Raw genomic sequence first — 26,600 nt, 5'->3', positions numbered from 1 at the left:
GGCACCCGCTACGACAAGCTGGCCAAGAGCTACGCAGCCATGGTCACGCTGGCCTGCAGCCTACGTTGTATGCGGCAATACTTTTCGTACAAAACCTAAGGAAGGTTCTCACGCGCCAGCCGACGCATCGGGCGATGCGAGATAGATCAGTTGCTGCCACATAACTGGCGACCGGTTTAATTCAAGCCGGGATGCCCGGACGGGTACTGTCTATCAACCACGCGCAGCTTCTGCATGCACTTGATAATGCTCCTCAACATGCTTCAAGTCATGAGCGACGCTGCCTCGATCGCCACAGAATACAAAGGCCCCCAAACAATCCTTGTGGCAGAAAAATTCACCTGAAGCAATATCGCCTACCTGCGCAATTTTCTTCATCTTCAGTGTTTGCAGGGTTTCCATACTCGACAGTGAAACCCGAGTGACGTAAAGCATTTCTTTGGCGAGGTGTTTTTTAGGGAACGTCATATAGCCAAACGCCTCGCCCTTACGGTCAACGTGCAAGGCATCGACAAGCCCTAACTGGACGGCAAGATGAATGAAACGCAGGTCTATCCCATAAGCGATTTTTATCATATCGACAGTGGAAGCCCCACCGGGCCGATAGGCAATCTCAAGTAATTCAAATCCGTCGCCCGCATCACCAAACGCTTCAATATGGTAAACACCATCAGGCCCCTCAAAAGCGGACAATACTCGCTCGATGAATGGACGCCAGAGAGTGTGTAGATCGTCTTCAGCAAGTGAAAAATATCCCAGTGGACATTCGGCCAGATAATCGATGGGTTTACCTAGGTACTCACCTGCAGACAGGAACGCCAGCTGCCCTTTTAGAACCACCGCGTCAATTTGATAAAGGGGTTGTGAGTTGTAAGTTTCAATAAGATACTGGTGCTCGTTCATATCCTGATAGTCATCACTTTCGGTGGCATATGCCTCAGAAAGTTGCTGGGCCTCAGTAATGATTCTGACCCCTACAGCGCCCGCCAGAGACCGAGGCTTCAAAATAACCGGAAACGTCACCTCTCCACGCGTAATGTCATCAAGCGACAGTTCTTTTGCTGTCGGGATATTGAACGTTTGGGCAATGTGTTTCATTCGCTTTTTATCACGGAACCGTGTCGCCACGTCAAACGTCAATCCAGGCAGCTGCCAACAGTCGTTGGCCCATGCAGCAATGTATACCGCAAACTCGTCATTCGGAATGACGGCGGTGACGGAATATTTCGTTGCAATCTGGCCGAATACCTTTTCGACCTCGGTGTGAACGGCAAAGTCTCGGATCACAAAGTGTCCATCGCGATTCAGCTCCTCTACCGCCTGCCCCAGAAGATCCTCCAGAAGGTAGATGAACGTCCAGGCAGCGATCGGGTAGAGACTCCTGATTCGGGAGACCACCTCGCTTACATCCAGTTCGGAAGAGACGATCAGAATAGTGTTTGGCTTATTTTTGTCCATGACCTGACAGCTCTTTTAAATGTGGTTGTCATTAATTGTGCAAAGGGGAATGTCACTCCTGAAACGGAGTGCTGTTTTTCGCGGCGACCTGTACCGAGTAATGTTCGCTCAGGTAGTGCACATCCCGTGAGACAAGGTCACGGTCTCCACAAAATACGAAGGATCCCAGCGAATCCTTGTAACAGTAGAATTCACCTGATGCGATGTCACCTAGAGCCGGCACTACGTGGGTTCTCAAGGTCGGCATGCTTTCGAGGGGGGGCAAGGAAATCTGAGTGACGTAAAGCGCTTCAGTAGAAAGATGCTTTTTTGGAAAAGTCATATAACCAAACGCCTCTTCCTGACGTTGCGATTCGACATAATCGACGAGCCCCAGTTGCGCCGCTAAGTGAATGCACTTCAAATTCAGCCCATGCACCATCTCAATCATTTCTACAATCGCTGCTCCGCCAGGACGATAAGCAATCTCCAATAACTCTAAGCCGAAGCCGGCATCGGCAAAGGCTTCAATGTGATAAACCCCCTCAGGGGCTTCAAAAGCGTTAATCACGGATTCAGCAAAGGGTCGCCACGTATCTTCGACAGCCTGATCAGGTACAGACAATACTCCGACGGGCTTTTCTTGCAGGAAGTCAATAGGCTTACCCAAGTACTGACCGACTGAAATAAAAGATAGGTGGCCCTTAAGAACAATGCAGTCAATATGATAAATCGTATTAGGGTTGTACTGTTCAATCATGTACTGCCGCTCATCCATATCTCGGTAAGCCGCTCCCCAGTCAACATCCATTTCCGTCAGTTGTTTTGCTTCAGTAATGATTTTGACGCCCATTGAACCTGCCAGAGAGCGTGGTTTAACGACCACAGGAAATTCAACATGCCCGCCCTCGATGTCGGACAAGGTGATTTCCCGCGCAGTCCTGATACCGGCGTGTTGAGCGATTTCCTTCATTGCTTTTTTGTCACGAAAAGATTTGGCTTTTTCACGGGTGATACCGGGAAGACCCCAGCGGGCATTGGCCAATGCAGCAATGTAAACAGAAAATTCATCGCTGGGGACAACCTGAGAGATAACGTGCTGCTGGGCAATCACTTCCAGCACCGCCATCACCCCGGCTGTGTCGGCGAAGTCGCGCACGATAAAGTGTCCTGGGCACTTAAGCTCATCGTTGGCCACTCCCAGAAAATCCTCCAACAGGAAGATAAAATCCCACGTGGCAGACGGGTACATGGTTTTGACGTCGCGTACCGTTTTCGCGGCATCCAGTTCGGAAGAAACCACCAGTATTTTTTTTGTAGGGCGCATATCGAGTTCCTATCGTCTGTGTCCGATTGAAAATGTCTTTGTCAGTGGCAGGGCCTTCAGGCCCTGCACACGCCTAGGCAAGGCCCTCAAATATAACGGTGCAGTCCTCCCCGTCGCTTAACGTCCAAAGTGGCACAATGGAACGAACCGCCGAAGGATTGGAAGTGCTTGAAAGGGCAAAGAATGGTTTCAAAGCCCCATTTGCGGAAAGCGGAAATGAGCGCCTCTTCATCTTTCTCGACCACGACAGTCCGCTCGTCAAGCATCAGGACATTCGTGTGAATCCACTTCGACGTAATGAACAAAGGATGGTCATCCGGGAGGTTGGAGGGGGGCGGATTGAGAATTTCCCAGTCCTTGAAAATATCAGGAATCTGTGGCACCCAATCTTTATTGATGAGTACGCGGCCCGGTGCTAACGGCAATATCGTTGTATCAATGTGCATGGGGCCCGGCTCTTCAAACTCATAGATGTGCACGCGGTAGTCTGGACCCAAGGTTCTACGCAACCATTCAATGCCTTTATTGTTCGTCACATGGCTGCGCTGCCCGATAATATCCCGGCCCATTTTCATAAAATCGGCGGCGTCAAACAGCGGCTCCACCTCCGTGATAATAGAACGAAACGGAAGTTCTTGTTCGAAATCATAATTCGGTTGCCAGACATCGTCCTTCAGCATGGGCTTGGGGGCCGCGATCCACTCGGCGCCCTGACTGAAATAGTCGTTCAACAGGTCGCGGAACGCGAAGGTCTCGAAGTAACGGCTTCGCCAAGCCATGGGTACTTCAATGATTTTTTTGCCGATCGCGAAAAGACAATCTCTGGGCATGGCGGAGTAAAAGGTTCCGCCCGTTGTAAAGTGCGGCGTCATGATGGGTTGGTGGTGATTTGACTCATTGGGCCTTTTTACGCGAACGCCTTCAGTTTCCAATATTCGCGCCAAGGTGTTGACTTCTTGCCTGGCTTTAACAAGCAACTCCTCTGGGAAGCGTCGCCCGGAGTACGTCATAAAAAAATCACTGGATTCTTTCGGGATAATTGCTTTTAGGCCGATGTCCCAATCCGGGACACGAATATCATCCATGATTCCGACGATAACCTCCTCCAACGGGTCCCATTCTGTATAAACCTCTACTGGGCTTTGGGTCGTTGTGAAGTAAGCGGGTTCTGCTTTTTGATATGACATGGTTGACCTTGTTTTTCTATCGATTTTAAACGCCGCTATATTGACTGAAGGGGCGCATTTAAACGTATGACCTTCACAGCCAAGCGCTGCATCCTGAGATTCACGTTATTCAGGCATTCATAGCGTCAGCAGGTAGATGATTACACCATGGCACCTCCAGGTTTTTTCATTAAACGCCTTGAGGAAGGTCTGAAGCAGGCATCAACTTTTGATCACTTTTTAGCCTGAGTTTCAAAAAATCCCCGTCCTATCAGACCCTCAGACTTTTCCCGCGTTTAATTCATTAAGTTTTGTCGATTAGCACCGTCCCAAGACGTTTTCCACACTTAGGTGCAACTTTCCTATCACCGGCAGGCGCTTTCGCCCCCCCAACTATTCGACAGGGTAAAGAGCGCGGCCTATTGCCCGGTGTTTTTAGAGCGCCCGCGAAACCGCACTTTCGTATACCCAAACTGGCGCTTGATCACGCGGAACGGATGTTCGACCTTTGCGCGCACTGGGCTTTCGCGTACTCGATTTTGCAATGCACCTGCACGATCCAACTAGTCTCATCAAGCTTTTTGCAGCGGCTCGGACGTACAACAATCGACCAGATAATTTGACGATCCTGATGCTTGTCCACGCCGGTGTAACCCGCATTACCGCTGATCCCGCCTGCTTAATCATGTTTTATGCGCAGCACGGCCATCGGCGGAAAGGCCGGACGAACCCCTTTGCATTTGGGATAATGAGGCTTGGTCAGAAAACGCTCTTTAGAGGCTTGCTTACATTTATCAGCGTACTCGGAGTCGGCGAAGATCATCTGCTTCATCGGGTGTCCCTGCGGTTGAGATCAAACACTCTGCCAAACCTAGAGTGCATGCATCGGAATGTCCTCAAACCATGTAAGTGGCCAAAAAGTCGTTATCGGTTCCATGCCACGAACGTTATTTGTGAGTGGGCATCAATAGTGCGTGCCGTCTTCAAGACGGCGCACGGCGGTTGAAAAAAATCCCATCAGACAAATCAGTCCGCCTAACACGCCGGTAACAACAAACAGCCATCGCACGCCGATAAGCTCACCTAGTGGAGTTGTCAGCGCCAAACCTAGTGGAGCGGCTAGCCCCATGACCATATTCAGCAACGAAAGACCACGCCCTTGCAGGTGATTGGGGATGCTGCTTTGCAGCAATGCAGTCATTGGGGCATCGCCTAGAATGAAGGACATGCCACTAACCATCCAACACACTGCGGCGATATTGAAGCGGTCGGCCGGCATCAGACCTGTTAATGCTAGCGCGAAACATGAGGTAGCGAAGCCCCAGAGGATCCATGTGACTGGCTGGCGAGGCGCAAATAGCGCCACAACTACGGCCCCTATCAGCATGCCAGCGCCTGCCATTGCATCGATAAACGCAACGTGCGGCGCACCACCGCCGAAGTGCTCTTTGACCAACAATGGCACCAATGTGAACGAAGGCATAATCACGAGTACCACGGCCCCCATCAACGCATAGAGGCGGCGCAAGCCAGGGTGACTCCAGATCAAATGCAAGCCATCGCGAAACTCACTCCTTAGAGTTGATAGGCCCGTGCGGTTGCTATTGGATGCCTGGGGAATACGGTAGCGCAACAACGGCAAGCAGCCCAATAGTGCTGTCACCACATCGATGGACAGTGCCCATCCCAGCGGGATCATGCTGATAGCGAGCGCGCCTAGCGGTGCGGCAGCAACCAAGATTATCCCCTGCATGGCCTGACTCAGACCCGCTGCACGGGGTAAAAAACTGCGTGGCACAAGCATAGCAACACTAGCCGATGCGGCCGGCGTCTGGAACGCCTGCATCGCGCTGCGTACGAACATCATCCAGTAAATGTGCCACAGTTCAACACGCTCGGTAAGAAACAGTACGATCAATATCGACATGCACAGCGCGCTGATCATATCGGTGGCAATCATCAACACGCGGCGACTGTAGCGGTCAGCAAATACGCCTCCCAGAGGGCTGATCAGCGCCTGTGGCAAGAGCGCTACGACCCCAGCGGTTGCCAGCGCTGCCAGACTACCCGTTGTGTCTGTAATCCACCAAAGGAGAACGAACTGGGTCAGCCCGGAGCCGATCAGGGAAAGAGTTTGACCGGAGAAAATCATCCAGAAACGCACCTGCCAATTGCTCCCAAGATCGCTGTTGTCTGAGTTGGAAAGGGAATGGCCATCAGCGGTATCGATGATTTCCGGACGGTTCGATAAAGCCATAAAAAACGTTTCCATCGGGTAATTTCTTAATGCGCAATAAAGGGAGCGGTGATCTGGGCACTTTAAGTGTTACGTTCGTGGTGCGCTTGTGCTGATGGGTTCCGTTATTCCCCCATATCTTGAAAAAGTAAAGGCCATGGTGGAGTTGTTAGCGCCTGAATGAGCCATATGCAAAGGCGCTATGCCCGTCAATAATGATGGCGTTTGGTACTCATCGCGCGCGACTGGAGCTTTCTGATGGGCAAAGTGGATTCAGTAGGATACGACAGTTGCTTCGCCCTCAGCTCGCCCTACCTGCCGACGCGATACTGGGCGAGGATTGCGTTAACTGCGTGGACCCGAATCCGTCTTAAACACCACTCAAGGGAAATTCTGAAAAAGACTTCCTGATTGGGCAAAATTCCCGGACACCAATCGCCGAGCTTTTCGATGATGATCTGTCCGATCACCCCACCTTGCAGTTGGTATCCTATGACACTCTTTGAATACACCCAGACCTTCGTCCCACTCCCCTACAAAACCGTGACCAGCGGCGTGCTGATGTTCAAGTCGACGGACGACACGACCGAACCGGACATCCACGGATATTTGAGCAACCCTGAAACGCTGGCCGTATTGAATCGCCACGGCAGAGAAGGATGGGAGCTGGTCAGCGTTCAGCCGATCAATCGTGGCCACGAACGATTTGGTAATCAAAACGCCCAGGCCTGGGCGGTTGGGTATGCAATCAGTACCGGGTTCCTGTTCTTCTTTAAACGCAGCATTGTCACACCGACCTGTTTGGATAAACCCTCTCAGACCTAAAAAGGGTTTCGTACTGATTCAAACTCGGCCCTTGGTCATGCTGTGGACATAGATTCCTACAGCTTCCAGGGCCCGCGACGTGAACTTCAATCCCCCCGCGCTCAGATCAACGTCTTCACGTGTGCAGATCTGCTTGACCGCAGTCATGCTGTGCACACCCCTGCTGTTTTCCGCGCATGCCGGAGCAGCCGGCACGGCTTCTGAACAAGCCAATGTGCAAGTGATGATTCGCCAGCTCAACGCGCTCGAGGCCGTCGCCCAGCGCAGTGTCGATCTTCCACAAGACCCGGCCCAACGCTATCACCTGGACTATCCCCGGTTGGCCAGCGACATCGCCCGCATCCGCCAGGGCCTGCAGGACTATCTGTCGCCCTCCCGGGCACAGCCTCGTGACCCCGTAGACATTTCCGGCCAGTACAACGTCAGCGGTGATCACACGCCATGACGATGTCCTCCACCCAGATCAGCGCCTTTCAAGCAGCGGCCGGCTTTACGCCAGCCAGCAGCAACACGCTGTGGACCGGAATTGCAGTGGGGATCCTCCTGCTGTGGGGCGTCTGGGTGTTTTCAAGCATCTATCGCGGCTGGGCTACCCGAAACCTGGCAGCCCCGGCGGCGGCAGTCGCTGCCGCTCGCTGGGCGGTGCTGTTCATGATCATGACTTTCATGTTGTTGAGTTGATTTTTCACAGGAGATAAAGATGACGCTGCTTTCATTGTTCACCCAGGCACGTGCCTTTTTGAAACATCGGCCTTATCCGGTCCTGCTGATGGCTGCCACCCCCGGTAGTAGTTTTGCAGCGCTACCGGGTGCCCAAGCCCCCACGCGCGGCACCGGGACCAGCTTCCTGCAAACGTTCCAAAACTATGCCTTCGACGGCTTCACGCTGCTCGGCTTATGCCTGTGCGCGTTCGGCATCATTCTGGTGGGCCGACATGCGCTGGGCGTCTATCACGAAATCCACATGGGCAAGGCCAAATGGGCCGATCTGGGCAGCACCGCTGTCGTCGGCGTCTGCTTGATTGGCGTCACGATCTACCTGGTCACCACCGCGTCTAACATCCTTTAAGTCGTAGAGGCTTCCATGACTGAGCTTCAGCACGATCAGCATGAAGACGGCACCTTGCGTTTTCTGCCCAGTCGCTTGAATAACCAGCCCGTGGTGATTGGCGGTCTTACGGCGGACGAGATGTGGGTGACCGTTTTTGGCTGCAGCGGGGCAGGCTTTGTGATGGGGCTGCCATTGGCCTTCGTGATCACTCCATCCATGCCCGTGGTCTGCGCACTCATCGGAGGAACATTGGGGCTGCTCATCGCAGCTCGGGTCTTGCGACGTCTCAAACGCGGTCGACCAGAGACCTGGTTCTACCGCACGTTGCAGCTGCGGCTCGCCACACTCGGCCCTACGTCATACAACAACGCCGATCTGGTCATCCGATCGGGCAACTGGACGTGCCGTCGGAGGGCGCAACAATGAGCCGTTATTTAAAGCTGGCCGACTCGCAGCGAGCGCACATCACCAGTTTGAGGATGGCCATCGTCCTGCTGGCGCTCCTGGCCTTGGGGCTGGGTATCGGCTGGTATCGAGCACCGCAGAACATGACCATTCACGTTCCGCCCGACCTGCGTTCCGGCAGCACACGCCTTTGGTGGGACATCCCTCCTCAGTCGGTGTACGCCTTTGGCCTGTACATCTTTCAGCAAATGAACCGCTGGCCGGTCGACGGTGAACAGGATTATCAGACGAACATCACGCGCCTGGACGCCTACATCACACCGGCCTGCAAGCAATACCTGCAGAGCGATTTTGATCTGCGCAAGTCCAGTGGTGAGCTGCGCAAGCGTGTCCGCGGTGTCTACGAGATTCCCGGCCGAGGCTTTGGCGACTCGCCTGAACTGCGGACGGTGACCAACTCCATCGACGACTGGACGGTGACGCTCGACATCTCAGCCGACGAGTATTACGGCGGTCAGCTGGTCAAGCGTGCCCTCGCACGATACCCGCTTCACGTTGTACACATGGACGTCGACCCTGAAACCAATCCCTTCGGTTTGGCCTGGGATTGCTACAGCGGCGCACCACAACGCATCGAGGGCCATGTTGAAGCTCCAGCAACCCCGTCGAGAGGAGTCTTCAAATGAGTGTTTTGCGTGTACTCACATGCTCGACATTACTGATGGTCTTGGCTGGCAACGCCCAAATCGCCTCGGCGGTGGAGATTCTCCGCTGGGAGCGTTTGCCACTGGCCATTCCACTGCGCATCAATCAGGAACGCATCGTCTTCGTCGATCAGAATGTTCGTGTGGGACTCCCGCGCTCGCTGACTGAAAAGCTGCGGGTGCAGAGCACGGGCGGCGCGATCTACCTGTTTGCGAAGGAAGCGATCGAGCCGACTCGACTCCAGCTGCAGAACGCCAAGACCGGCGAGATCATTCTGGTGGACATCGCTGCTACAGAGGCCCCTACGGATCAACCGGCGCTGGAGCCGGTGAAGATTGTGGAAGGTGAGACATCATCCGCACGCTACGGAGGGGCTGCTACAGCACGCTCAGCCAAGGCCACTACAAAGCGCACGGATTCAACCAGCCGGTCGAACGATGAAGACGATGAGCCAGAGGAAGTGGTCAAGCGAGAAACGCCTGTCCCAGTGGTTCTGACACGCTATGCGGCCCAGATGCTCTATGCACCGTTGCGCACCATCGAGCCGGTGGACGGCATAGCCCAGGTGAAGATCGATCGCAGTCTGGATCTGACCACCCTGCTCCCCACTCTGCCTGTGAAGGCCGCACCCTTAGGCGCATGGCGTCTGGACGATTTTTGGGTGACTGCTGTGAAGCTACAAAACCAGACGGCGCAGCGCGTCACGCTCGACCCTCGGGAACTGATGGGTGAGTTCGCGACCGCAGCATTTCAGCACCCGTATCTCGGACCTCGTGGTGATGCCAGTGACACTACGACCTTGTACCTGGTCACGCGGGGACACGGGCTGACACAAGCAACCGTGTTCTCCGCCGCCCCAGCAGATCCGCGTGCAGCGCAGGGAGCCAAGCATGAAGAGTAACCCGCTGCTCAAGTACCTGGTGGTTCCGCTTCTCCTGCTCACGGTGTTCATTGGCATCAAGATGATGAGAGGTGGACCCGAACAGCAGGCTGACAACGCACCGGCCCCAAAACTCACAGCGGAGCAGGCCAAGGCTCTGGGTGTGGAAGGCGACACGCCGAGCGACACGTTGCGCACGGTCGTCGCTGAAGGGCGCGAGCTCAAGCAGCAGATATCCGATGTCATCCAGCAGAACACTGCCGTCAAGCAGGACAACGAGGCGCTCAAAATACGATTGGCGAACATCGATCAGACGGTAGAGCAGCGTCTGAAGAATGCCCAGGAGCAGTTCAAACTCGACAGTCAGCAGCAACAGCAGAGCGTGCTGGATGGCTTGCGCAAACAGATGGATGAACTGACCCGGATGGGACAGAACAGTGCCTCGAACTCGGACCTGCCCATCGGGCTCGGCGTTCAATCGGGCGATGGCCAGCAGTTCAAATCCGATGCAAATGGTTCGGATATCGTCTGGGTCAATCCGCAGGACGCGACTGCCGTGGACAGCAATGGCAAACCTATCGGTAACGGCAACAGCGTCGCCGCGAGCGGCTACAGTTTCCCTACCGCTTTTGGCGAATCCGTTGATCGAGGCCAGAAGGCCCTGACGACAGGCGCACAGTCTGTTCGTGATGACATGGGTGGCCAGCAACAGGAGCGTAAGAAGGTACGTCGTGCCTACACCCTGCCTCAGAACTCGACGTTGATGGGATCTGTGGCCATGTCAGCGCTGATTGGCCGGGTTCCCGTGGATGGGACGGTTAATGACCCCTACCCGTTCAAGGTGTTGATCGGTCCGGACAACCTCACTGCCAATGGCATCGACCTTCCTGACGTAGCCGGTGCGGTAGCCAGCGGTACAGCGTCCGGCGACTGGACCCTCTCGTGCGTGCGGGGGCAGATCAAAAGCCTGACCTTCGTGTTCAACGATGGGACTGTCCGTACGTTACCCGACCCAGTCCAGGGCGGTAATCAGCAGAATAATAACCAGAACAATCAGAACAACTCTGGCGACCAACAACCCATCCAGGGTGGTCTGGGCTGGATCAGTGATCCCTACGGCATTCCCTGTATCGCCGGCGAGCGACGCAGCAATGCGCAGCAGTACATCGGCTCACAAGCCCTCATTACCGCAGCAGGTGCTGGAGCAGCCTCGTTGATCAAGACCGAAGGCAGCACCTCCTCTTACGTCTCGAACGCTTCTGGGACGCTGGGTAGCACCGGTTTGTCTGGTAACGAGGCGATGGGCAAAATTCTCACTCAAGGCGTCACGGACGTGTCCAGCTGGGTCAACAAACTGTATGGCCAGGCGTTTGCGGCCATCTACGTCTTACCTGGTGCGCAGGTCTCACTGCACATCGATCAAGAGCTGGAAATTGACTACGAACTCAAAGGCCGCAAGGTCAAGTACGCCTCAGGAGCGAGCCATGCCACTGCCAACCTGGATTGATCTTTCAAGGCCACCCCGTAGCGGACGGCTCGGGCTGTCACTCATTGTCGCCTTGCTCACACTCGCAGGATGCCAGACCAGCAAGGAGGAAATGCTACCGCATGGCGACAGCACCATGATGGATGTCTGGAACCAGGGCACCACGGGCTCGGGCGGCAGCGGTCGGCAACTGCTCGATGCTCGCGCAGAGCTGCGCCGCCCGATCGATGTGCGGACCACTCAGCCACTGCAAGGCAGCGCCGCGTACACACGCACGGCTCAAAACGAGATCTACAGTCAGTTCAAGCGCCTGCCCAATCCGGACCTGGTCATGTACGTATTCCCTCACCTGGCGGGCTCAGATCCCGCGCCAGTACCGGGGTATACGACTGTTTTTCCGCTGTATCAACGCGTGCAATACGCGATGCCCGGTGAGCGGGTGGAGGATTATTGATGGGACTTTTGAAGCGTTTGACAAAGCGTCAGGATCGAGGCACTGACACCGTGGTTGATACTCCAGTCGAGACGATCGCCGATCAGCTACGAGAAGAGGCCATCTTCGCGCAGGCCAGAGAGCGTTATCTGGCTCGCCTGGCGGCTGAGGGAATACCAGAGCCTGGCGCATGGCTAGATCCCAAGCGCAAACCTGCGACGGTCGACGATATCGCAGCCCTGTATGCCGTCAACCCGTCATTCGTAGACTTGCTGCCCTGGACGGAGTACCTCCCTCAGGAACAAGCGATGCTGCTCGAGGACGGCAAGTCACTGGCAGCATTCTATGAGCTCACCCCCATCGGCACCGAAGGTCGGGATCCTGAGTGGTTACGCAAAGCGCGCGATGCTCTTGAAAATGCGCTGCAGGACAGTTTTGACGAACTGGATGAATCGCCTTGGGTGGTGCAGTTCTACGCCAAGGATGAAACCAGTTGGGAAGATTATCTGGAGACGTTGCATGATTACGTCCAGCCTCGCGCTCAGGGTACGGCGTTTACAGAAATGTACCTGCAGCAATTCAAACATCACCTAGAGGCAATCTCCAAGCCGGGTGGTTTATTTGAAGACACCAAAGTGTCTCAACTGCCCTGGCGCGGCCAGCAACGCAGGGTTCGCATGGTCGTCTACCGGCGCTGCACCGGCGATGGACTGGTTCGTGGCCAGACGCCGTCGATGTACTTGAAAAACATTTGCGAGCGCCTGACGGGAGGACTGGCCAACGCGGGCATCAAAACCCGGCGCATGGATCGCCATGACATTCGTCACTGGCTGTTGCACTGGTTCAACCCGCATCCCGAACACTTGGGATCAAAGCGCCAGGACATTGATCGTTTCTTCGAAATCGTCAATAACCGCAAGGTCGAACCACCAGAAGAGGGCACGCTGCCGCTGGCCAGCGGCGATGATTTCTCTCAGTGCCTGTTTTACAGCGAACCGCAATCGGATGCCAAGAAAGGTCTCTGGTACTTCGACTCGCGCCCTCATCGGGTCATCGTCCTCGATCGCTTACGCGATGCGCCAAAGACCGGGCACCTGACGGGTGAAAACCGTAAAGGCGGGGACGCGCTGCATGCCTTGTTCGACAAGTTGCCCGAAGACACGGTACTCAACATCACGCTGGTGATCACTCCCCAGGATGTTTTGGAGGCCCACCTGGAAAAACTGGCACGTAAATCAGTCGGCGACAATCAAGCCTCCGCCCTGACCCGTGAAGCGGTCGACGAGGCCCGGAAACTGATCGGTCGAAAACACAAGCTGTACCGTGGCAACGTGGTTTTTTACTTGACGGGCAAGGATGAGCAACAACTGGAAAGTCGGAGCATGGAGCTTGCCAATGCCATGCTTAGCGTCGGTATGGAACCTGTCTATCCTCGTGATGAACTCGCCCCTCTCAGCAGTTACCTGCGGTGGCTGCCCGCCAGTTTTGATGTGAACAAGAAACATGCTTTGGACTGGTACACGCAGATGATGCTCGCCCAGCATGTCGCGAACCTTTCGCCGGTATGGGGTCGTGCCAGCGGCACGGGCAACCCCGGCATAACCCTGTTCAACAGGGGCGGGGCACCGCTGACGTTCGACCCATTCAACAAGCTTGATCGGCAGATGAATGCCCATCTGCTCCTGTTTGGCCCGACAGGTTCAGGTAAGTCAGCCACGGCCAACAATTTGCTGATGCAGTTAATCGCCATTTACAGGCCGCGCCTGTTCATCATTGAAGCCGGTAATAGTTTCGGCCTACTGGGAGATTTTGCCCAAAAGCTTGGGCTGACGGTCAACCGGCTCAAGTTGGCGCCAGGGTCGGGCGTGAGTCTGGCCCCCTTCACTGATGCCATTCGCCTGGTGTCAACACCTGACAAAGTCACGATCCTGGATGCCGATGACATTGAAGGATCCGATGAGCATCTGCAAACAATGCCTGAACAGGGCGAAGAGGAGCGTGATGTTTTGGGCGAAATGGAGATCGTGGCCAGGCTCATGATCACCGGCGGCGAAGAGAGAGAAGAGGCTCGACTCACTCGCGCAGACCGCAGCGCCATTAGGCACTGCATTCTGACGGCAGCCAGAACATGCTTTGACGCTGAACGAGCAGTCAAGACGGAGGATGTGCGTGATGCGCTGAGTGACGCTGGCAAGGACACCACCCTTCCGGAAAAGCGCCGAGAACGCATGTTTGAGATGGCTGAAGCCATGGACATGTTCTGCATGGGGGCTGACGGTGAGATGTTCAACCGGGAGGGTACGCCTTGGCCTGAGGCCGACATCACAATCCTGGACTTGGCCACCTACGCCCGCGAGGGGTATAACGCCCAACTGTCAGTCGCCTACATCTCGCTGATCAACACCGTGAACAACATTGCAGAACGGGACCAATTCAAGGGGCGTCCGATCGTCAACTTCACTGACGAGGGTCACATCATTACGAAAAACCCCCTTCTCTCGCCCTACGTCATCAAGATCACCAAGATGTGGAGAAAACTCGGTGCCTGGTTCTGGCTTGCCACTCAGAACATCGACGACCTTCCGTCAGCAGCAGCACCGATGCTTAACATGATCGAGTGGTGGATCTGCCTGAACATGCCACCGGATGAAGTGGAGAAAATCACCACGTTCCGTAAGCTGACGCCTGCGCAAAAGTCACTGATGCTGTCAGCCCGTAAAGAGAGCGGAAAGTATACTGAAGGGGTTGTGCTTTCCAAATCGATGGAGGTTTTGTTTCGAGCCGTGCCCCCAAGCCTGCTCCTGGCATTGGCCATGACTGAGCCGGAAGAAAAAAAACAGCGGTACGATCTAATGCAGTCGTTAGGGGTAGACGAGCTGGGAGCCGCAATGGCGATCGCACACGACCTCGACCGCATTCGCGGGATTGAACCGACAACCATTACATTCCCCTCTTCACCCTTGGAGAACCTGGCATGAGAGCCATGGATGCCCTGACTCAAAATCTGATCGACAGCCTGACTCAACTGCTCAAAAACCCGCAGGAAGATGCTCTGCTGGCCTTGAAGATCTGCGCGCCAGTGCTGATCGAGCACTTGGAAGTCGTGAAACATGTAGCGGTTGATCGTCGAGAGATCCAATCCCAACTGCACAAAGCGCTGGACCAATGGCTTGAGCATCACCCGCAACCCGAAAGCGCCCAGAAGGCTCTTCTCACGTTGCTGAATCAGGAGTTGCTGGCCAAACAGTTCCTCGATAAAGAGGCCTCCGCATGAAGCGACCCACACGTCGCCAGATGCTGTACGGCATCGGTGCGGCAGCCTTGGCTCTCACACCTTTTCTGCTGACAGAGCTGAGGCAGAACACGCTTGGAGTCACAGGTGGCACCCAGGCGTCAGCAGAGAGTCAACAGAGGCCAAGTGGCGGATGGATTTACGGCAGCCGTGGTGCCCGTTTCACCATTGTCGAATATGCAGATCTGGAATGCCCGTACTGCAAGGATTACTTCCCACAGCTCAAAGCATGGGTTGATCAGCATCCAGACGTGAATCTTCAGTGGCACCATTTGCCTCTTCCAATGCACGAGCCGACCGCGAGCTATGAAGCTCGCTGGGCTGAGTGCGCAGGGATCGAGCGAGGCAATGACGTGTTCTGGCTCGCCGTCGAGCTCATTTATCAACGTACTCGGTCGAACGGTGCTGGAACTGCTGGCAATCCCCAGATCCCGGGGGTGGAGGATCGACAGCACTCTATTGATAACTGCGCTTCGAGTAACCCGACTGTCCGGCAGGCTGTTGTTAGCCAGGCTCACAAGGCCAGCCAGGACGGCATCACCGCCACACCGACGCTGGTCATCAAGGACAAGCACTCTGGCCGCTCGATCAAGCTGCAGGGTGCTCCAAACGGCGACGTGCTGCTTTCCGCAATCGACTGGCTGGCCGAGAATCCTTAACCTGCTGAACCTTGAAGTCGGCAAGGTCTAGGAACTTCGTGGGCATTAATAACGTTTCTTTCTGATCAGTCCGTAAAGCGTAACAAAAAGCTCTTTAAAGAGATTATACGTTGGCAGGAGCATGCTCTTCAGACCATCAGTCGAAACCTTCACCGCAAACATCAGAAAGGCGCCACACCCCACGAACGCAACGTAAAAGAGGAAGACGACATTAACTACCATGTTAGCAGCATCATCAACTGATACCTGGTCGCTGCCCCAACTTTGACAGTCCTTAATTTCTTTAGGGCTCGTGCCTTGGAAATCTGGCGCGTCAAGGCATTTTTTGAAGCTCAAATATCCATCTGCTGAGTCTTTGTGCTTCTGCCCTTCAATCCAGCCATACACCGCAAGGGGGATGGTTTTGATGCCATGGTTGTTATCCGGCACAAAGCTGTAAATCGTTGCGGCGAGTACCAAGCAGATGATTGGATAGGTAACAAGCAGAGAGACAATAAAAGTTAAAAACTTGTCTAAAATTTGAACTTTAATCATTTTAAGTATCCACATTTCGCAGTGTTTGAAGATTCACTACCGTCCGAGCCTAATGAGCCTAATAGCACATGGCAGAGCTTGGGCGGTACAGCGAAATTTCTACTTAGGCACAAGCTATTTCAGCTTGGCCAGCTTTCATCTTAAATATCCCGTCTTTCAAAGGCATCCAGAAGGTTTTGAATGAGCGCGGCCTGTAGGTCGTGGTATCGAAGATTCCCGAGGGACCGAACATCGGCGGCTTACTTTCGTTTTTCATGATGACTCACTCCTATTGCTACGACTTCACCACCAGGGTGAAGTCAGACCATTGCTCGATGCGCAAGGCGCGCATGTCGCAGACTAATCAGTGCGCCTCAGTGTCGTCAAACAGATGCGCCAAGCGGTACTCAGTCTTTTCACATGTCTCCACCATGGCGACATAAATCAACTATGGTGGCAAGACCTCGACCTACTCAGCTCTGAAGATGCTCTGATGTTGCATTCTACACAGTCAAGAACGGCCCAGACACGCTAAATAGGCATCTCTGCCTATCAGGTCAGAGTCTTTTCACGTAGCCATTCAAATATCTCGAGTCCAAAGACTGGCATCATCAGAACCACTCCAAATAGAAGAGCAAACATACCGGCCTCGGTGTACGCCAGATCTGCTGTGCGCTGCCCTGCCGCCCCAGGACCTATTGAAACTAAAACCGCAAATATTTGAGCCAATGCTAATTTCATACGACGTTCCCAGTGCCTTTTCGGTGCAAAAGAGGTGTTTTTCTACTGACCCGGCCCCGGCGACGGTAATCCGCTTTGAGCTCTACCGATGTCAACCGCTGACCTACACTAAACAACTCTGCAAACCATGTTGCCCAACAACGCAGGACTGTTTGCACAGCGCTTTCCATCGAATCGCCGCAGGATGCGTGTTCGGGGTTGGGGAGCAATAGTCGGTTAAGGCCAATAGACACTGACCTACTCATCGTCGCGAAGCACCCAGCCCGCTTTTGAAAAAGCCCACCGGCTCAGGACGATGCCATCAAGGGGGCCATACGGGCGGTTGTCCGGCTCGTTGTTTGAGATGTTCACCCTTCTAGCATTTGTGATCAAGGGTTCCTGTGTGCCCTCCACGGGAAATCAATTGGACTGAATCATCTGACTGTCGCTGAATTCGATCCGAACCAGGATGGGATAGTCATAACCATCGCCTTTGGCCTTAAGCGGTACGGTAAACGCTATGAACCCCATGAAAGGGGTAGGAATCGCGTTCATAGAATGTCCCTTAGCACTTTGGCTGTGCAGCGGCCCATTGGATATAAGCACTTTCGATCAACCACGTTGCATCAGCTGCTGTGATTACAGGATTGAGCGCTATTTGAGCAAGCTTTTTTTCTATCCACGTCAACAGTGCGGTACGTCCTGCTGGACAAGGCATCAGATCGCTCTCCAAATGGTCGGCAAGCTCTGAGATAGCCACATCGCGCTCGACACTTTTTGCAGTCATCGCAATTTTCCCGGATCACTTCGCTGCGGCGACTTTACTGGGCCACTTGGCGTTGGTGCATTCCCTTGGCCTCCAGCGCCCGCATCGATTCTACCGAGTACAACGACTCGGGGACCAGTAGCAGGCGTTTTATGCCTATGGCCTCGCCAGTTTCCTGACAAAAACCGTAGTCGCCCAGAGCGAGAATTTCCAGGGCCTTAAGCACATGGCTCAACGTCTGTCTGTCCCTTTCTATCATGCTTGCTGCCACCGCTCTGTTTTCCTCATCGGAAGCGAAGTCGGCTTCGTCCGGGTGACGCTCGATTTCGCAACTGGCCTGACAGCTGAGCAAACGATCACGAAGCTCTGCGGCTTTGACCTCCAACCTATCTTTGAAAAAGACCAGCTGGTCTACGCTCATGTACTCGTCCTCTGCTTGATTCAGCAGTTGCTCAACACTCATCGATGCCATCTTATGCTCCTGATCTGGTTGGTCATCCAAACTTCCTACTGAGTGACCAACGAACGCCACCGCCGCTTATGAGTAATAACAGGGACAGGCTTGTGATCGGTCACTTCGTTCCCAACGGTTCTGCGCTGGGCCTCGACGACATCCGGGGCTTCAATCTGGATACGTACATCCCCAGTATCCTCTGAAACGCTTAGGACTTGGATCTGAATTCCATCGCCAATCATAATATTTTCACCTTCGCGGCGAGTCAGAAGGAGCATACGATTTTCCTCTTTACCTAGAAAACTGGATCAGCGCTCTGCCTCTGGCATAAACCAACGCTGTATCGAGCAACCAAAGGACAGCCACCACCGCTGCCAGGATGTTCAAGTCAGACGATAGACCTCGCCCAACTGACGAACAAAATCATGGCAGCTGTACCAAGGCACCGACCTGGCAAAGGGTGCCGGTCGATACGCTGGGCGTAAACCTAATACCAAAATGCATGAACGGGTCATCGCCCTCAACAGCGGTGGATGTAGCATTCCGATTAAAGCACGCAGCAAAACACGATGCAGCAACAGTGCGACTTTACGTTCGGTCGTTATCGCTGATAAACAATGTCATAGGTACCCTCGAGCCTCAAATTTCATGTTTTTTTGATCCAGATCAATAAAGACCCTCTGGGCCTATTGCTGATGGAACCAAATCGCTGGCTACGCTAACCAAGGCCTGTGTTACGGAAAAATTGCGAAAAAGAGAAGATTTGTAGATGGTGGGATTACAGAAGACCGTAATCCAGTTACAGCGCTTTGTGATCCTCAATGGAATGCAATGACTTGACCTTAGCGGGTCACTAACACTTTTTATTTAAGGAGAAGATCAATTAAAAGGGCTAATAATTGGAACGGCAATCTGGATGCCTACAGGATACTCCAAGAAGCGCAAAATTTGACTGAGGTGCGTCCTCACTTTGTTACGACTTTCCCAGTTCAGACATGAAAACATGGCGCCACCGGAGCATCACAACCATCGCTACTTTATTACACAAGAGGAACGCCTTGGACGAGATCTTGCTGCAAACAGGAATACGGACCGCACCATCAGCACGTGCGTTCGGAAACGCCAGAGGTAACAGTTCGCGAAAACTGAAACAAACAGACTTATGCCCAAACGCTTCTGGATATTCGGTGCGGAATTTGTATAGAAATCATCTTTTCCGCAGCGTCACCGTTCGATTTTCAAACTCTATCAGCAATCACGGAAGAAGCACATGACCAATTTTTTTTACCTCGTAAACCCCAATGATATTCGGATTGATCGGAAGTCGAGTCCCCATACTGCTACAGTGCGAGGTGCGGGTGGCGAACCGGTACTAACAGTTCCCGCCAGCCTGCCTGACGAAGAAATAATGCATGTGGTAGACACGTTCAACCTTGTTTATGCGCAGGGGTTTGAACTTATCAAACGGCAAGGAGGATAAGACGGCAAAGGTCCGTGTGTAGGAATTTAAAATCCTACACATCGAGATTGAGACGGCGGCTAGAAAAAACAGATGCTCTGTCACCGGCTCAGCCGGCAGACATGACGGAGTGACTACCAAGCAGTGGAGACGCAGTGAAAGAAGAGGAGTAAGAGGGCCTGTTTCCTATAGGAAGTGCTGACCGCACAGTTTGCCCCCGAATGCTACGGGCTCCCCGCTGTCGACATAGCGTGAAATTGCAGTATCTACCTCGCTGATAGCAATTTTCAATGGAATTCAGCGCTTGGTGATGACCACGTATAGTTCTGTTATATGAACACATGGCTCAGCGCATAGGGTATGTAGATTATGCAAATCAGGAACACCTACCTCTTTTCAGTGATAAGGCTGGAGCAGAACACCTCTGATACCTCGCCCAAGTTAGAAGCACCACATAATCCACTTTCACTGAACGAGCACCGTATTGGAATTTTTACAGGAGAGCAAAAGCTATGCGTTCCAGGTTTATAACTACATCGCTGGCAGTCATTATGCTCTCATGTGCATCAGCAGCTCCAGCTTGCTTTTCCGCAGACATGACTCCCAGCGTGTCGAACGAGAGCACGTCAGAGGCGGATTTTCAGCAATGGCTGGCTACTTTCCGCAGCAATGCAAGTACTAAGGGCATCGACACAGCCACACTCGATCTTGCCTTCCAAAGCATCACGCTTGACCCTACTGTGCACCAGTTGGACATGGCGCAACCAGAGTTCACGACGGCCATCTGGGATTATTTGTCTGAACGTCTGACTCCGAAGAATACCCAGCAAGGGCAGGAGCTTCTGCAAAAAGAGCCAGTTTTGAACGAGGTAGAGCGTCATTACGGTGTGAATGCGAAGATTATCGCGGCCATCTGGTGTATTGAAAGCGGCTACGGTAAGGATATTGGTAGTCGCGATGTGATTCGTTCCTTGGCCACGCTTGCTTACAAGGGCCGGCGGATGGATTACGGGGCTACACAGTTGATGGCCGCCCTTCATATCGTGCAAAACAAAGACATCGCCCGTGCGCAATTGATTGGCTCGTGGGCTGGCGCGATGGGGCAGACGCAATTCATCCCGACGACCTATCTCGACTATGCAGTTGATTTTAACCACGACAATCGGCGCGACGTTTGGAGTTCCCGGGCCGATGCGCTGGCCTCCACTGCCTCTTATTTACAACGCAGCGCCTGGAACTCGCGCGTCTCTTGGGGACAGGAGGTGCAGTTGCCCGAGAATTTCGATTACGCTCAGGCTGACATTTCGATCAAGAAGCCCGTTGCCGAATGGCAACGGCTCGGGGTGATGGGAACGAAGCAAGCGATTCCGGGCGAGCTCGCACAGGAGCAAGCAACGGTCCTGCTGCCCGCAGGTTATCGCGGGCCAGCATTTATGGTCCTAAGTAATTTCCATAGCATCCTGCGCTATAACAACTCCACTGCCTATGCGCTAACGATCGGGCTACTAGCCGACAGTTATGCTGGCGGGACCGGCGTGTCTCACCCGTGGCCAACTGATAATCCTCCCTTGGGCAGCATTGCGCAGGTAACCGATTTGCAGAAACTGCTGACTGCTAAGGGCTACTCCCTGGGTGCTGCTGACGGTGTGATAGGGGCGATGACCCGGGCGGCCATCCGGGCTTACCAGAAGGATCAGCATTTGCCACCCGACGGTTACGCCAGCACTGTACTACTGGAGAGCCTGCGCCGATAGGTGTACTCACTTCATAGGTTTAGCTCGCTATATTTTTTTTGGGGGGGGGTTACGCCGGGTTACACCCCCCAGAAAGAAAGCGAAAAAATTTGTATGATCGTGTGCAGTCCCAGAATAAGATCGCTTCGATATTTATAATTTACCTATTAAAATCATAGTGATACGAATAGCCGTCGGGTACTTCTATTTTGAGGAAACGCGCTGGGCGCGGATCTGGATCTCTCAAGCTTGGTCTATCGAAGGAAAGGATGTTGACTTGAAAACTCGTGAATATTATGTCGCGGCAGCGGCCGGCCTAATTGGAGGTAACGTTTCTAGCTTTGTCAAGTGGGGGACGGAAATCCCATTTCCGCCTCGCACACCAGATCGTCCAATCCCGCCTTTAGAGATGCTTGATTCGCTCGGTATCAACACTAATCAGCTTACCTACGTGTACTCCGAGCACATGGTGAATTATGGCAGCGCCTTGATTCACCAAAGCTTTTCCATTTTTTTCGCCATCTTCTATTGCCTGACTGCCCTTAGATATCCGCGTGTTGCCGTATGGCAAGGTTTTGGCTTTGGCATGCTTGTCACCCTGGCTTTTCACGGGGTAATTTTACCGATGTTTAACTGGGCTCCTCCGCTCTGGGAGCTTCCTCCAGCGGAATGGGCATCTGAAACCTTTGGACACTTGCTATGGATATGGGTGATCGAAGTCATACGTCGCGATCTGCAGCAACGTTGGTCGCCCGGCCCTGGTTAGCTGTAACGGCCTGCAATCGAAATGGCCTCAACCTGCGACCATCGCGTTTTTCGACCGGGATTGATTGCGTCTACCAGCTTGGCGGTAAAGGCGACGTTTCAAGCTGTGCCAGCTCTGTGACGCGCAGGCCAGCTGTGTGAGTGAGCCAAAGCAGCAGCACGTCCGCTCTGGCGTGCGGCCTGTCATCGAAGCCACTCTTATGAGGTGTTTGATTTGACCAGGTCGAAGGTATGTTGCACGACGGATCTTGGCTGTAGTGGAACTCTCTATCAGGATTGGCGGAAATTCGCTGTCGTTCCAAAGAGAGTCAGCAGCAGGCTTCCGGGAAAGCCTACCACCAGTGTTTATGCGGCGTTATAAGAAAATGCTACCGCGCCTGCTGCTCGATGGCAGGCGCACGGCCCAGACAGGCGCCACCAAACCCCAACCGTCCCGATAACGGTTTCCTACTGACGGCTCTTCATCAATCGCGTTTCCTGTACCTGACACCATCTGCAGGTACTGCCACATGCTTCCCTCCAGAACCTATTGCTTCAGATCCAAACGTAGCCTTTTGGGCTTCCTGAGCCTGGTCATGGCCTCCCAGATCACCCTCGCCCACGCGGAGACGTGGGTCATTACGGACCGTAACCATCCTGTTCAGGCACCGGCACATGTCCGGCTGATTCTCCTGGACGAGCAAGAGCGGCTTGAGACCAAGCTCTCTGAAGGACTGCCGGCGAATCAGCAACAAGCCATCGCCATCATGCAGCAGCGCCTCAAGAGCAACGATGCGCTGCGTTTGCAAAGAGACCTGGCGTTGGCTCAACAGAACCTTGTCGACGCCTGGAGCATTGGGGTCACGAAGGTCCCAGCAGTGGTGGTCGACCGCAAGTTTGTCGTTTATGGCGAATCCGACGCTATAGCGGCTGAATACCGCATTGCCCAATGGCGCGCAGCCGCCAAACACCAAAACGCATCAGGCCAAGCGGAGGCACCGCAATGAACCTACGTAAGCCTCCTGCTTGGACGGCCTTGGCCCTGTCTATCTCAACCTGGCCAGTCGCCGCCGGTACAGTGACATCGGCCACCCTCGCCGCCTCAACCCTGTCGCCTGACTGCCTGGAATACAAGGTGGTCGGGATCTGTTACTGGCTGCTCTGCACACCGTTTGGCTGCAAGGTCAAGACATCGACCAAGGTTCGTCACTTCGTTCCAGACGCCGTGGTCTCAAGCTATTCGAATACCGGTGAAAACCCTTGGGTCGAAGTCTCTTCGCTGAGCTCACCCACTTCATTTGCCCAGGATGGCGGTGACGGAACCACCAATCACAACAACGAAGACAGCCTGGCTAAATTCAAAAATGCTGACGTCATTGGCCACCCCGGGGGAGCGACGTTCAGCCGGTTTGCGAGTGCTTCTGGCTACGCCTGCCCAGGTGCTGCTACTCCATACATGCCTTACCTCTTGAGCACACTGGATACGGTTGCCTGGCGCCACGGCGTTCCTGAATCGGTGTACCCGGAGGCGCTCATCCCTGGCCGCAGAGAAGTGGGTGGCCTTTTCTCTGGCGACATGTGGGGTAGCGTTTACCCCCGGAGCGGCTTCATCCATCAAGCCGACGATTACAAGGCAGCTGCGGTCATTGCTCAACGTGCTGGCGATGTGGTCACCAGAATTGGACAAGTCCATGTCTACCTACCCCTACGCGCACTACCGATGCCAGGTTATTGGCCTGCGGGAGAACTGATTGAGGGCGTCGCTGCCACGGGTAAGTGGCAAGAGCTCACTCCTGCTCTCAGTCCGAGCTGCGCTGTATTTCCTAACTTTGGCCCAGGCATGCAAGCCACAGACGGTTCATACGCCTGGGCGCTATGGCGACCCTATTCCTGCTGCAAGCGGCAAGGACAAACCTTTCTTGGCAGTACGGACTTTCAATGATGATCAAGAGGACTTCAATCATGCGCCGCGCCGCCGCCATGTTGACTATCACATTTATGAGCGCCCTGACGGTCCACAGCGCCCTTGCCGAGACGCCGGGGATCAGTGCCAGCTCGTCCGGCAGCGTCATCGGTGATGATGTGTTGTACAGCGTCGGTGGCGGCAACGCCGTGACCATGGGAAGCGCCGGGAACATGGACAGCATCAGCATTGGCGGTGGCTGGAACAGCAACCTGGTCTGCGGAAACATGAGCCTGAACAATACACTGGAGAATCAGTTGAACGGTGCCACTTCCGGCTTTCAGACGATCATGGGCTCGATGATCTCCAACGCCACCAGCGCGGTGGCATCATTGCCAGGGCTGATTATCCAACGCGCCAATCCAGCGCTTTACAATCTGCTCACCAACGGCATCCTGCAAGGCCGTCTTGATTTCGACCGCTCCAAAGGCACGTGCCGCGCCATAGCGGACAAGATGCTCGATGTCGCGGGCGGACAAATGGGCTGGGACAAGATCGCCGAAGGCCAGGCCATGAGTCAGGCAGTGAAAACCGGAAACACAGATGCGGTCTCGGCCGTTGCTCAGGTCGAAAAGCAAGGTGGGAATGACGGTATCACCTGGGTGGGTGGGAGCAAGGCCGGCGGATCGGGCCAGCAACCGATCAAGGTCGTAGGCGATGTCACTCGGGCAGGATACAACCTGCTGAACGGACGTAATGCCGCTGATACAGCGTCTATCAGCCCATCAAGCTGCAACAACGGCATGGTGTGCTCCACTTGGTCTTCGCCACAGGAAGCAACCACATTCGCCAACCGTGTTCTGGGAGAGCAGCAACAACGCACGTGTGAGGGTTGCACCAAAACCACCTCCACTGCCGGCGTTGGACTCACGCCCCTCATTCAAGAGTCCTACGACTCAAAACTCAAGGCGCTGCAGGAGCTTATTTCAGGCAACAAGTCCCTCACACAGGAGAACCTGTCGCAAGCCAGTAGTAGCTCTCTGCCTGTGACGCGTGGCGTGGTCGAGGCCCTTCGTTCCGAACACGATCAAGACATATTGGCCAAACGCCTTGCTTCAGAGCTCGCTTTATCAGATGTGCTGGGTAAAGCGTTGCTGCTTCAACGCACCCTGTTTACCGGGAGCAAGGAACCGAACATCGCCGCCAATGATGTGGCCCAGCAGGCGGTCAGTCAGCAGAACAACAACCTGCAACAGGAAATTGACAACCTGAAGACCGAGCTGGACATGCGGCGCAATCTGGCCAGCAACTCTCCGACAGCCATTCTGCAACGAGCTCAGGGCCGACAGGAAGGCTCCAAGATCATTTTCCAGGGTGATCCCACACCGGATCGCCTCAAACAACTGCAAAGTCCCAAGAAGGAGGACTGACAATGACGTCGACCACAGCAAAAACTGGACGATGGAGAAAAGCGGGCAAAGCTGCGCTGGCTTTTCTATCGATGTCATTACTGATGGCGCTACTGGTCGTGACGTTTCTGACGTTCGTCAGCAAGGTGTTTGGGGATCTGGAGCAATTCAGCGAATGGCAGAGAACGCACTACGGGTACATGCTGGCCTGGCGGCTGTTGGTCTACGCAACGCTGGCCTTCGGATGGTTCAAGATCAGGAAGCAACTGGCTCAACAGGCATCCTCCGATATTCCCGCAGGTCTAATGCGATGTGAGGTGATCGCCCTGCTGTTGATTGCATTGATGGAGCTACGGCGTGCCGGCCTACTCGAGGGAGTCAGTACACTATGATGTTACACACCAATGATTACCTGGAGTATTACCTCACGCTGGTGGGCTGGATCATCAACAGCGGCGTCTGGGACATGATCGAGGACAGCGGCTTGGTGGCTGCGCCGTTTGCCGCCATCATCATCAGCGAATGGCTCAAGGCACGTGCCGAGGGGGCCGACGAAGGCAACAAAGGGGTGCTCTCACTGGCCCGAGTCGAGAACCGCTTCTACACCGCGATTCTGGTCATCATTGTCTGCTGCATGCCTTTGGTGACCGTCAGCATCGACACGTTGCAGTTTGATCGAAGCCGCTCGGAGCAGTGTCAGTATTCGGTACCCAACCCGGCCGATACGGGTTGGAATACCTCATTCAGTACCTTGAATGGAAAAAGCGCCGTTGTTCCTGTGTGGTGGCTATTCGTGCATGCGATCTCAAAAGCCGCAACCGCAGCCTCCATCGCGGCGATCCCTTGTGGTGTAGACCTGCAACAAGTTCGAATGGATGTGAACAGGGCACGTATCAACGTAAGCGCTCCATGAACCCCACATTCAAACCACTGAGCTGATACCGGATGCTGTGCTCCCGATTCCCTTCAGGAGCCCGTTCGCCATGATGCGACCCGA

General features: G+C 54.2%; 31 protein-coding genes and 3 pseudogenes. 20 read left to right on the top strand and 14 right to left on the bottom strand.

From position 1 onward, the window contains the following. A pseudogene (locus KDX37_RS26995) lies at positions 1–99 on the top strand (IS5/IS1182 family transposase); the annotation flags it as partial. Between the two features lie 114 nt (positions 100–213). On the opposite strand, the gene KDX37_RS26990 reads toward KDX37_RS26995, so the two are convergent. The 6 genes and pseudogenes from KDX37_RS26990 to KDX37_RS26970 all read right to left on the bottom strand — a co-directional run bounded on the left by KDX37_RS26990 (position 214) and on the right by KDX37_RS26970 (position 6,202). Beyond that, positions 214–1,458: an ATP-grasp domain-containing protein gene (locus tag KDX37_RS26990; protein WP_020306539.1), complete on the bottom strand. Its 1,245-nt coding sequence runs from the start codon at positions 1,456–1,458 to the stop codon at positions 214–216. A gap of 52 nt (positions 1,459–1,510) precedes the next feature. Then, on the bottom strand, positions 1,511–2,764 hold the full coding sequence (locus tag KDX37_RS26985; RefSeq protein WP_057428382.1) for an ATP-grasp domain-containing protein: 1,254 nt from the start codon (positions 2,762–2,764) through the stop codon (positions 1,511–1,513). Between the two features lie 86 nt (positions 2,765–2,850). Then, positions 2,851–3,951: an amidinotransferase gene (locus tag KDX37_RS26980; protein WP_005614684.1), complete on the bottom strand. Its 1,101-nt coding sequence runs from the start codon at positions 3,949–3,951 to the stop codon at positions 2,851–2,853. 297 nt (positions 3,952–4,248) lie between these two features. Beyond that, a pseudogene (locus tag KDX37_RS26975) lies at positions 4,249–4,600 on the bottom strand (transposase); the annotation flags it as partial. A 9-nt stretch (positions 4,601–4,609) separates the two neighbouring features. Further along, the gene (locus KDX37_RS29930; RefSeq protein WP_373567677.1) at positions 4,610–4,762 is read right to left on the bottom strand and encodes a hypothetical protein; all 153 of its coding nucleotides are present in this window, start codon (positions 4,760–4,762) and stop codon (positions 4,610–4,612) included. Positions 4,763–4,894: 132 nt separating this feature from the next. Then, on the bottom strand, positions 4,895–6,202 hold the full coding sequence (locus KDX37_RS26970; RefSeq protein ID WP_231656286.1) for an MFS transporter: 1,308 nt from the start codon (positions 6,200–6,202) through the stop codon (positions 4,895–4,897). Positions 6,203–6,658: 456 nt separating this feature from the next. Here KDX37_RS26970 and KDX37_RS26965 point away from each other — a divergent pair, with 456 nt between their 5' ends. The 12 genes from KDX37_RS26965 to KDX37_RS26910 all read left to right on the top strand — a co-directional run bounded on the left by KDX37_RS26965 (position 6,659) and on the right by KDX37_RS26910 (position 15,902). Next, the gene (locus KDX37_RS26965; protein ID WP_231656287.1) at positions 6,659–6,991 is read left to right on the top strand and encodes a DUF4177 domain-containing protein; all 333 of its coding nucleotides are present in this window, start codon (positions 6,659–6,661) and stop codon (positions 6,989–6,991) included. 79 nt (positions 6,992–7,070) lie between these two features. Next, complete coding sequence (locus KDX37_RS26960) at positions 7,071–7,436, top strand: integrative conjugative element protein, RAQPRD family (protein ID WP_406643410.1); 366 nt, start codon at positions 7,071–7,073, stop codon at positions 7,434–7,436. Further along, positions 7,433–7,672, top strand: a complete 240-nt coding sequence (locus tag KDX37_RS26955; RefSeq protein ID WP_044423286.1) for a TIGR03758 family integrating conjugative element protein — start codon at positions 7,433–7,435, stop codon at positions 7,670–7,672. The genes KDX37_RS26960 and KDX37_RS26955 overlap by 4 nt, the downstream gene beginning before the upstream one ends. Positions 7,673–7,691: 19 nt before the next feature. After that, a complete protein-coding gene (locus KDX37_RS26950) occupies positions 7,692–8,060 on the top strand; it encodes a TIGR03745 family integrating conjugative element membrane protein (protein WP_005769295.1) in 369 nt (122 codons plus the stop codon). A gap of 15 nt (positions 8,061–8,075) precedes the next feature. After that, positions 8,076–8,468, top strand: a complete 393-nt coding sequence (locus KDX37_RS26945; RefSeq protein ID WP_231656284.1) for a TIGR03750 family conjugal transfer protein — start codon at positions 8,076–8,078, stop codon at positions 8,466–8,468. Then, positions 8,465–9,133 (top strand): PFL_4703 family integrating conjugative element protein, encoded by a 669-nt coding sequence (locus KDX37_RS26940; protein ID WP_231656283.1) that lies wholly within the window; start codon positions 8,465–8,467, stop codon positions 9,131–9,133. Before KDX37_RS26945 ends, KDX37_RS26940 begins: the two co-directional genes overlap by 4 nt. Then, positions 9,130–10,053 carry a TIGR03749 family integrating conjugative element protein gene (locus tag KDX37_RS26935; protein ID WP_231656282.1) on the top strand — a complete coding sequence of 308 codons (924 nt, stop codon included), beginning with the start codon at positions 9,130–9,132 and terminating at the stop codon, positions 10,051–10,053. Before KDX37_RS26940 ends, KDX37_RS26935 begins: the two co-directional genes overlap by 4 nt. After that, positions 10,043–11,539, top strand: a complete 1,497-nt coding sequence (locus tag KDX37_RS26930; RefSeq protein WP_231656281.1) for a TIGR03752 family integrating conjugative element protein — start codon at positions 10,043–10,045, stop codon at positions 11,537–11,539. Before KDX37_RS26935 ends, KDX37_RS26930 begins: the two co-directional genes overlap by 11 nt. Then, complete coding sequence (locus tag KDX37_RS26925; RefSeq protein ID WP_231656280.1) at positions 11,517–11,972, top strand: TIGR03751 family conjugal transfer lipoprotein; 456 nt, start codon at positions 11,517–11,519, stop codon at positions 11,970–11,972. The genes KDX37_RS26930 and KDX37_RS26925 overlap by 23 nt, the downstream gene beginning before the upstream one ends. After that, complete coding sequence (locus KDX37_RS26920; protein WP_231656279.1) at positions 11,972–14,929, top strand: conjugative transfer ATPase; 2,958 nt, start codon at positions 11,972–11,974, stop codon at positions 14,927–14,929. Before KDX37_RS26925 ends, KDX37_RS26920 begins: the two co-directional genes overlap by 1 nt. After that, the gene (locus tag KDX37_RS26915) at positions 14,926–15,225 is read left to right on the top strand and encodes a hypothetical protein (RefSeq protein ID WP_004662717.1); all 300 of its coding nucleotides are present in this window, start codon (positions 14,926–14,928) and stop codon (positions 15,223–15,225) included. Before KDX37_RS26920 ends, KDX37_RS26915 begins: the two co-directional genes overlap by 4 nt. Next, complete coding sequence (locus KDX37_RS26910) at positions 15,222–15,902, top strand: DsbA family protein (RefSeq protein WP_231656278.1); 681 nt, start codon at positions 15,222–15,224, stop codon at positions 15,900–15,902. Before KDX37_RS26915 ends, KDX37_RS26910 begins: the two co-directional genes overlap by 4 nt. Before the next feature lie 45 nt (positions 15,903–15,947). Here the strand turns inward: KDX37_RS26910 and KDX37_RS26905 are convergent, their stop codons facing one another. The 8 genes from KDX37_RS26905 to KDX37_RS26880 form a co-directional block, all read right to left on the bottom strand. Beyond that, the gene (locus tag KDX37_RS26905; protein WP_057446518.1) at positions 15,948–16,436 is read right to left on the bottom strand and encodes a hypothetical protein; all 489 of its coding nucleotides are present in this window, start codon (positions 16,434–16,436) and stop codon (positions 15,948–15,950) included. Positions 16,437–16,539: 103 nt separating this feature from the next. Further along, positions 16,540–16,692 carry a hypothetical protein gene (locus KDX37_RS26900; RefSeq protein ID WP_155489993.1) on the bottom strand — a complete coding sequence of 51 codons (153 nt, stop codon included), beginning with the start codon at positions 16,690–16,692 and terminating at the stop codon, positions 16,540–16,542. 87 nt (positions 16,693–16,779) lie between these two features. Further along, positions 16,780–16,863, bottom strand: a complete 84-nt coding sequence (locus KDX37_RS29925) for a DUF5397 family protein (protein WP_406643415.1) — start codon at positions 16,861–16,863, stop codon at positions 16,780–16,782. Between the two features lie 104 nt (positions 16,864–16,967). Continuing rightward, a complete protein-coding gene (locus KDX37_RS26895) occupies positions 16,968–17,156 on the bottom strand; it encodes a hypothetical protein (protein ID WP_231656277.1) in 189 nt (62 codons plus the stop codon). 399 nt (positions 17,157–17,555) lie between these two features. Next, positions 17,556–17,690 (bottom strand): hypothetical protein, encoded by a 135-nt coding sequence (locus tag KDX37_RS29465; protein WP_264759402.1) that lies wholly within the window; start codon positions 17,688–17,690, stop codon positions 17,556–17,558. A gap of 10 nt (positions 17,691–17,700) precedes the next feature. Next, the gene (locus tag KDX37_RS26890) at positions 17,701–17,922 is read right to left on the bottom strand and encodes a hypothetical protein (protein ID WP_231656276.1); all 222 of its coding nucleotides are present in this window, start codon (positions 17,920–17,922) and stop codon (positions 17,701–17,703) included. Positions 17,923–17,956: 34 nt separating this feature from the next. Then, entirely contained in the window at positions 17,957–18,373 is a 417-nt protein-coding gene (locus tag KDX37_RS26885) for a TraR/DksA family transcriptional regulator (protein WP_024690719.1), read from the bottom strand. Between the two features lie 35 nt (positions 18,374–18,408). After that, positions 18,409–18,633 (bottom strand): carbon storage regulator, encoded by a 225-nt coding sequence (locus KDX37_RS26880; protein ID WP_231656275.1) that lies wholly within the window; start codon positions 18,631–18,633, stop codon positions 18,409–18,411. Between the two features lie 1,693 nt (positions 18,634–20,326). On the opposite strand from KDX37_RS26880, the gene KDX37_RS26870 reads away from it, so the two are divergent. From KDX37_RS26870 to KDX37_RS26840, 7 genes and pseudogenes are all read left to right on the top strand, one after another. Further along, positions 20,327–21,568 (top strand): lytic murein transglycosylase, encoded by a 1,242-nt coding sequence (locus tag KDX37_RS26870; RefSeq protein ID WP_231656274.1) that lies wholly within the window; start codon positions 20,327–20,329, stop codon positions 21,566–21,568. A 256-nt stretch (positions 21,569–21,824) separates the two neighbouring features. Continuing rightward, positions 21,825–22,313 carry a YagU family protein gene (locus KDX37_RS26865; RefSeq protein WP_231656273.1) on the top strand — a complete coding sequence of 163 codons (489 nt, stop codon included), beginning with the start codon at positions 21,825–21,827 and terminating at the stop codon, positions 22,311–22,313. A gap of 508 nt (positions 22,314–22,821) precedes the next feature. Continuing rightward, a complete protein-coding gene (locus tag KDX37_RS26860) occupies positions 22,822–23,298 on the top strand; it encodes a TIGR03757 family integrating conjugative element protein (protein ID WP_231656272.1) in 477 nt (158 codons plus the stop codon). Continuing rightward, positions 23,295–24,233, top strand: coding sequence for a TIGR03756 family integrating conjugative element protein (locus KDX37_RS26855; RefSeq protein WP_231656271.1), 939 nt, complete (start codon positions 23,295–23,297; stop codon positions 24,231–24,233). Before KDX37_RS26860 ends, KDX37_RS26855 begins: the two co-directional genes overlap by 4 nt. A gap of 20 nt (positions 24,234–24,253) precedes the next feature. Beyond that, positions 24,254–25,624, top strand: a complete 1,371-nt coding sequence (locus KDX37_RS26850; protein WP_231656270.1) for an integrating conjugative element protein — start codon at positions 24,254–24,256, stop codon at positions 25,622–25,624. Positions 25,625–25,626: 2 nt separating this feature from the next. Continuing rightward, positions 25,627–25,995, top strand: coding sequence for a hypothetical protein (locus tag KDX37_RS26845; protein WP_231656269.1), 369 nt, complete (start codon positions 25,627–25,629; stop codon positions 25,993–25,995). Continuing rightward, positions 25,992–26,501, top strand: a pseudogene (locus KDX37_RS26840) (conjugal transfer protein TraG N-terminal domain-containing protein); the annotation flags it as partial. The gene KDX37_RS26845 and the pseudogene KDX37_RS26840, both read left to right, overlap by 4 nt. Positions 26,502–26,600: the final 99 nt, after the last annotated feature.

This window comes from Pseudomonas californiensis (genome assembly GCF_021147775.1).
In the GTDB taxonomy this organism is placed as follows: Bacteria; Pseudomonadota; Gammaproteobacteria; order Pseudomonadales; family Pseudomonadaceae; genus Aquipseudomonas; species Aquipseudomonas californiensis.
Note: the sequence above shows the minus strand (reverse complement) of the source record. Positions and strands in the feature narration are given on the sequence as shown.

What these genes read in the sequence shown, in the direction of transcription:
- KDX37_RS26885 (WP_024690719.1), bottom strand. Translation starts at nt 18,373, where the DNA reads ATGGCATCGATGAGTGTTGAGCAACTGCTGAATCAAGCAGAGGACGAG.
- KDX37_RS26910 (WP_231656278.1), top strand. Translation starts at nt 15,222, where the DNA reads ATGAAGCGACCCACACGTCGCCAGATGCTGTACGGCATCGGTGCGGCA.
- KDX37_RS26880 (WP_231656275.1), bottom strand. Translation starts at nt 18,633, where the DNA reads ATGCTCCTTCTGACTCGCCGCGAAGGTGAAAATATTATGATTGGCGAT.
- KDX37_RS26855 (WP_231656271.1), top strand. Translation starts at nt 23,295, where the DNA reads ATGAACCTACGTAAGCCTCCTGCTTGGACGGCCTTGGCCCTGTCTATC.
- KDX37_RS26980 (WP_005614684.1), bottom strand. Translation starts at nt 3,951, where the DNA reads ATGTCATATCAAAAAGCAGAACCCGCTTACTTCACAACGACCCAAAGC.
- KDX37_RS26870 (WP_231656274.1), top strand. Translation starts at nt 20,327, where the DNA reads ATGCGTTCCAGGTTTATAACTACATCGCTGGCAGTCATTATGCTCTCA.
- KDX37_RS26850 (WP_231656270.1), top strand. Translation starts at nt 24,254, where the DNA reads ATGCGCCGCGCCGCCGCCATGTTGACTATCACATTTATGAGCGCCCTG.
- KDX37_RS26955 (WP_044423286.1), top strand. Translation starts at nt 7,433, where the DNA reads ATGACGATGTCCTCCACCCAGATCAGCGCCTTTCAAGCAGCGGCCGGC.
- KDX37_RS26945 (WP_231656284.1), top strand. Translation starts at nt 8,076, where the DNA reads ATGACTGAGCTTCAGCACGATCAGCATGAAGACGGCACCTTGCGTTTT.
- KDX37_RS26950 (WP_005769295.1), top strand. Translation starts at nt 7,692, where the DNA reads ATGACGCTGCTTTCATTGTTCACCCAGGCACGTGCCTTTTTGAAACAT.
- KDX37_RS26930 (WP_231656281.1), top strand. Translation starts at nt 10,043, where the DNA reads ATGAAGAGTAACCCGCTGCTCAAGTACCTGGTGGTTCCGCTTCTCCTG.
- KDX37_RS26860 (WP_231656272.1), top strand. Translation starts at nt 22,822, where the DNA reads ATGCTTCCCTCCAGAACCTATTGCTTCAGATCCAAACGTAGCCTTTTG.
- KDX37_RS26895 (WP_231656277.1), bottom strand. Translation starts at nt 17,156, where the DNA reads ATGAAATTAGCATTGGCTCAAATATTTGCGGTTTTAGTTTCAATAGGT.
- KDX37_RS26905 (WP_057446518.1), bottom strand. Translation starts at nt 16,436, where the DNA reads ATGATTAAAGTTCAAATTTTAGACAAGTTTTTAACTTTTATTGTCTCT.
- KDX37_RS29930 (WP_373567677.1), bottom strand. Translation starts at nt 4,762, where the DNA reads ATGAAGCAGATGATCTTCGCCGACTCCGAGTACGCTGATAAATGTAAG.
- KDX37_RS26900 (WP_155489993.1), bottom strand. Translation starts at nt 16,692, where the DNA reads ATGAAAAACGAAAGTAAGCCGCCGATGTTCGGTCCCTCGGGAATCTTC.
- KDX37_RS26970 (WP_231656286.1), bottom strand. Translation starts at nt 6,202, where the DNA reads ATGGAAACGTTTTTTATGGCTTTATCGAACCGTCCGGAAATCATCGAT.
- KDX37_RS26985 (WP_057428382.1), bottom strand. Translation starts at nt 2,764, where the DNA reads ATGCGCCCTACAAAAAAAATACTGGTGGTTTCTTCCGAACTGGATGCC.
- KDX37_RS26915 (WP_004662717.1), top strand. Translation starts at nt 14,926, where the DNA reads ATGAGAGCCATGGATGCCCTGACTCAAAATCTGATCGACAGCCTGACT.
- KDX37_RS29465 (WP_264759402.1), bottom strand. Translation starts at nt 17,690, where the DNA reads ATGAACGCGATTCCTACCCCTTTCATGGGGTTCATAGCGTTTACCGTA.
- KDX37_RS26990 (WP_020306539.1), bottom strand. Translation starts at nt 1,458, where the DNA reads ATGGACAAAAATAAGCCAAACACTATTCTGATCGTCTCTTCCGAACTG.
- KDX37_RS26845 (WP_231656269.1), top strand. Translation starts at nt 25,627, where the DNA reads ATGACGTCGACCACAGCAAAAACTGGACGATGGAGAAAAGCGGGCAAA.
- KDX37_RS26920 (WP_231656279.1), top strand. Translation starts at nt 11,972, where the DNA reads ATGGGACTTTTGAAGCGTTTGACAAAGCGTCAGGATCGAGGCACTGAC.
- KDX37_RS26935 (WP_231656282.1), top strand. Translation starts at nt 9,130, where the DNA reads ATGAGTGTTTTGCGTGTACTCACATGCTCGACATTACTGATGGTCTTG.
- KDX37_RS26940 (WP_231656283.1), top strand. Translation starts at nt 8,465, where the DNA reads ATGAGCCGTTATTTAAAGCTGGCCGACTCGCAGCGAGCGCACATCACC.
- KDX37_RS26925 (WP_231656280.1), top strand. Translation starts at nt 11,517, where the DNA reads ATGCCACTGCCAACCTGGATTGATCTTTCAAGGCCACCCCGTAGCGGA.
- KDX37_RS26965 (WP_231656287.1), top strand. Translation starts at nt 6,659, where the DNA reads ATGACACTCTTTGAATACACCCAGACCTTCGTCCCACTCCCCTACAAA.
- KDX37_RS26890 (WP_231656276.1), bottom strand. Translation starts at nt 17,922, where the DNA reads ATGACTGCAAAAAGTGTCGAGCGCGATGTGGCTATCTCAGAGCTTGCC.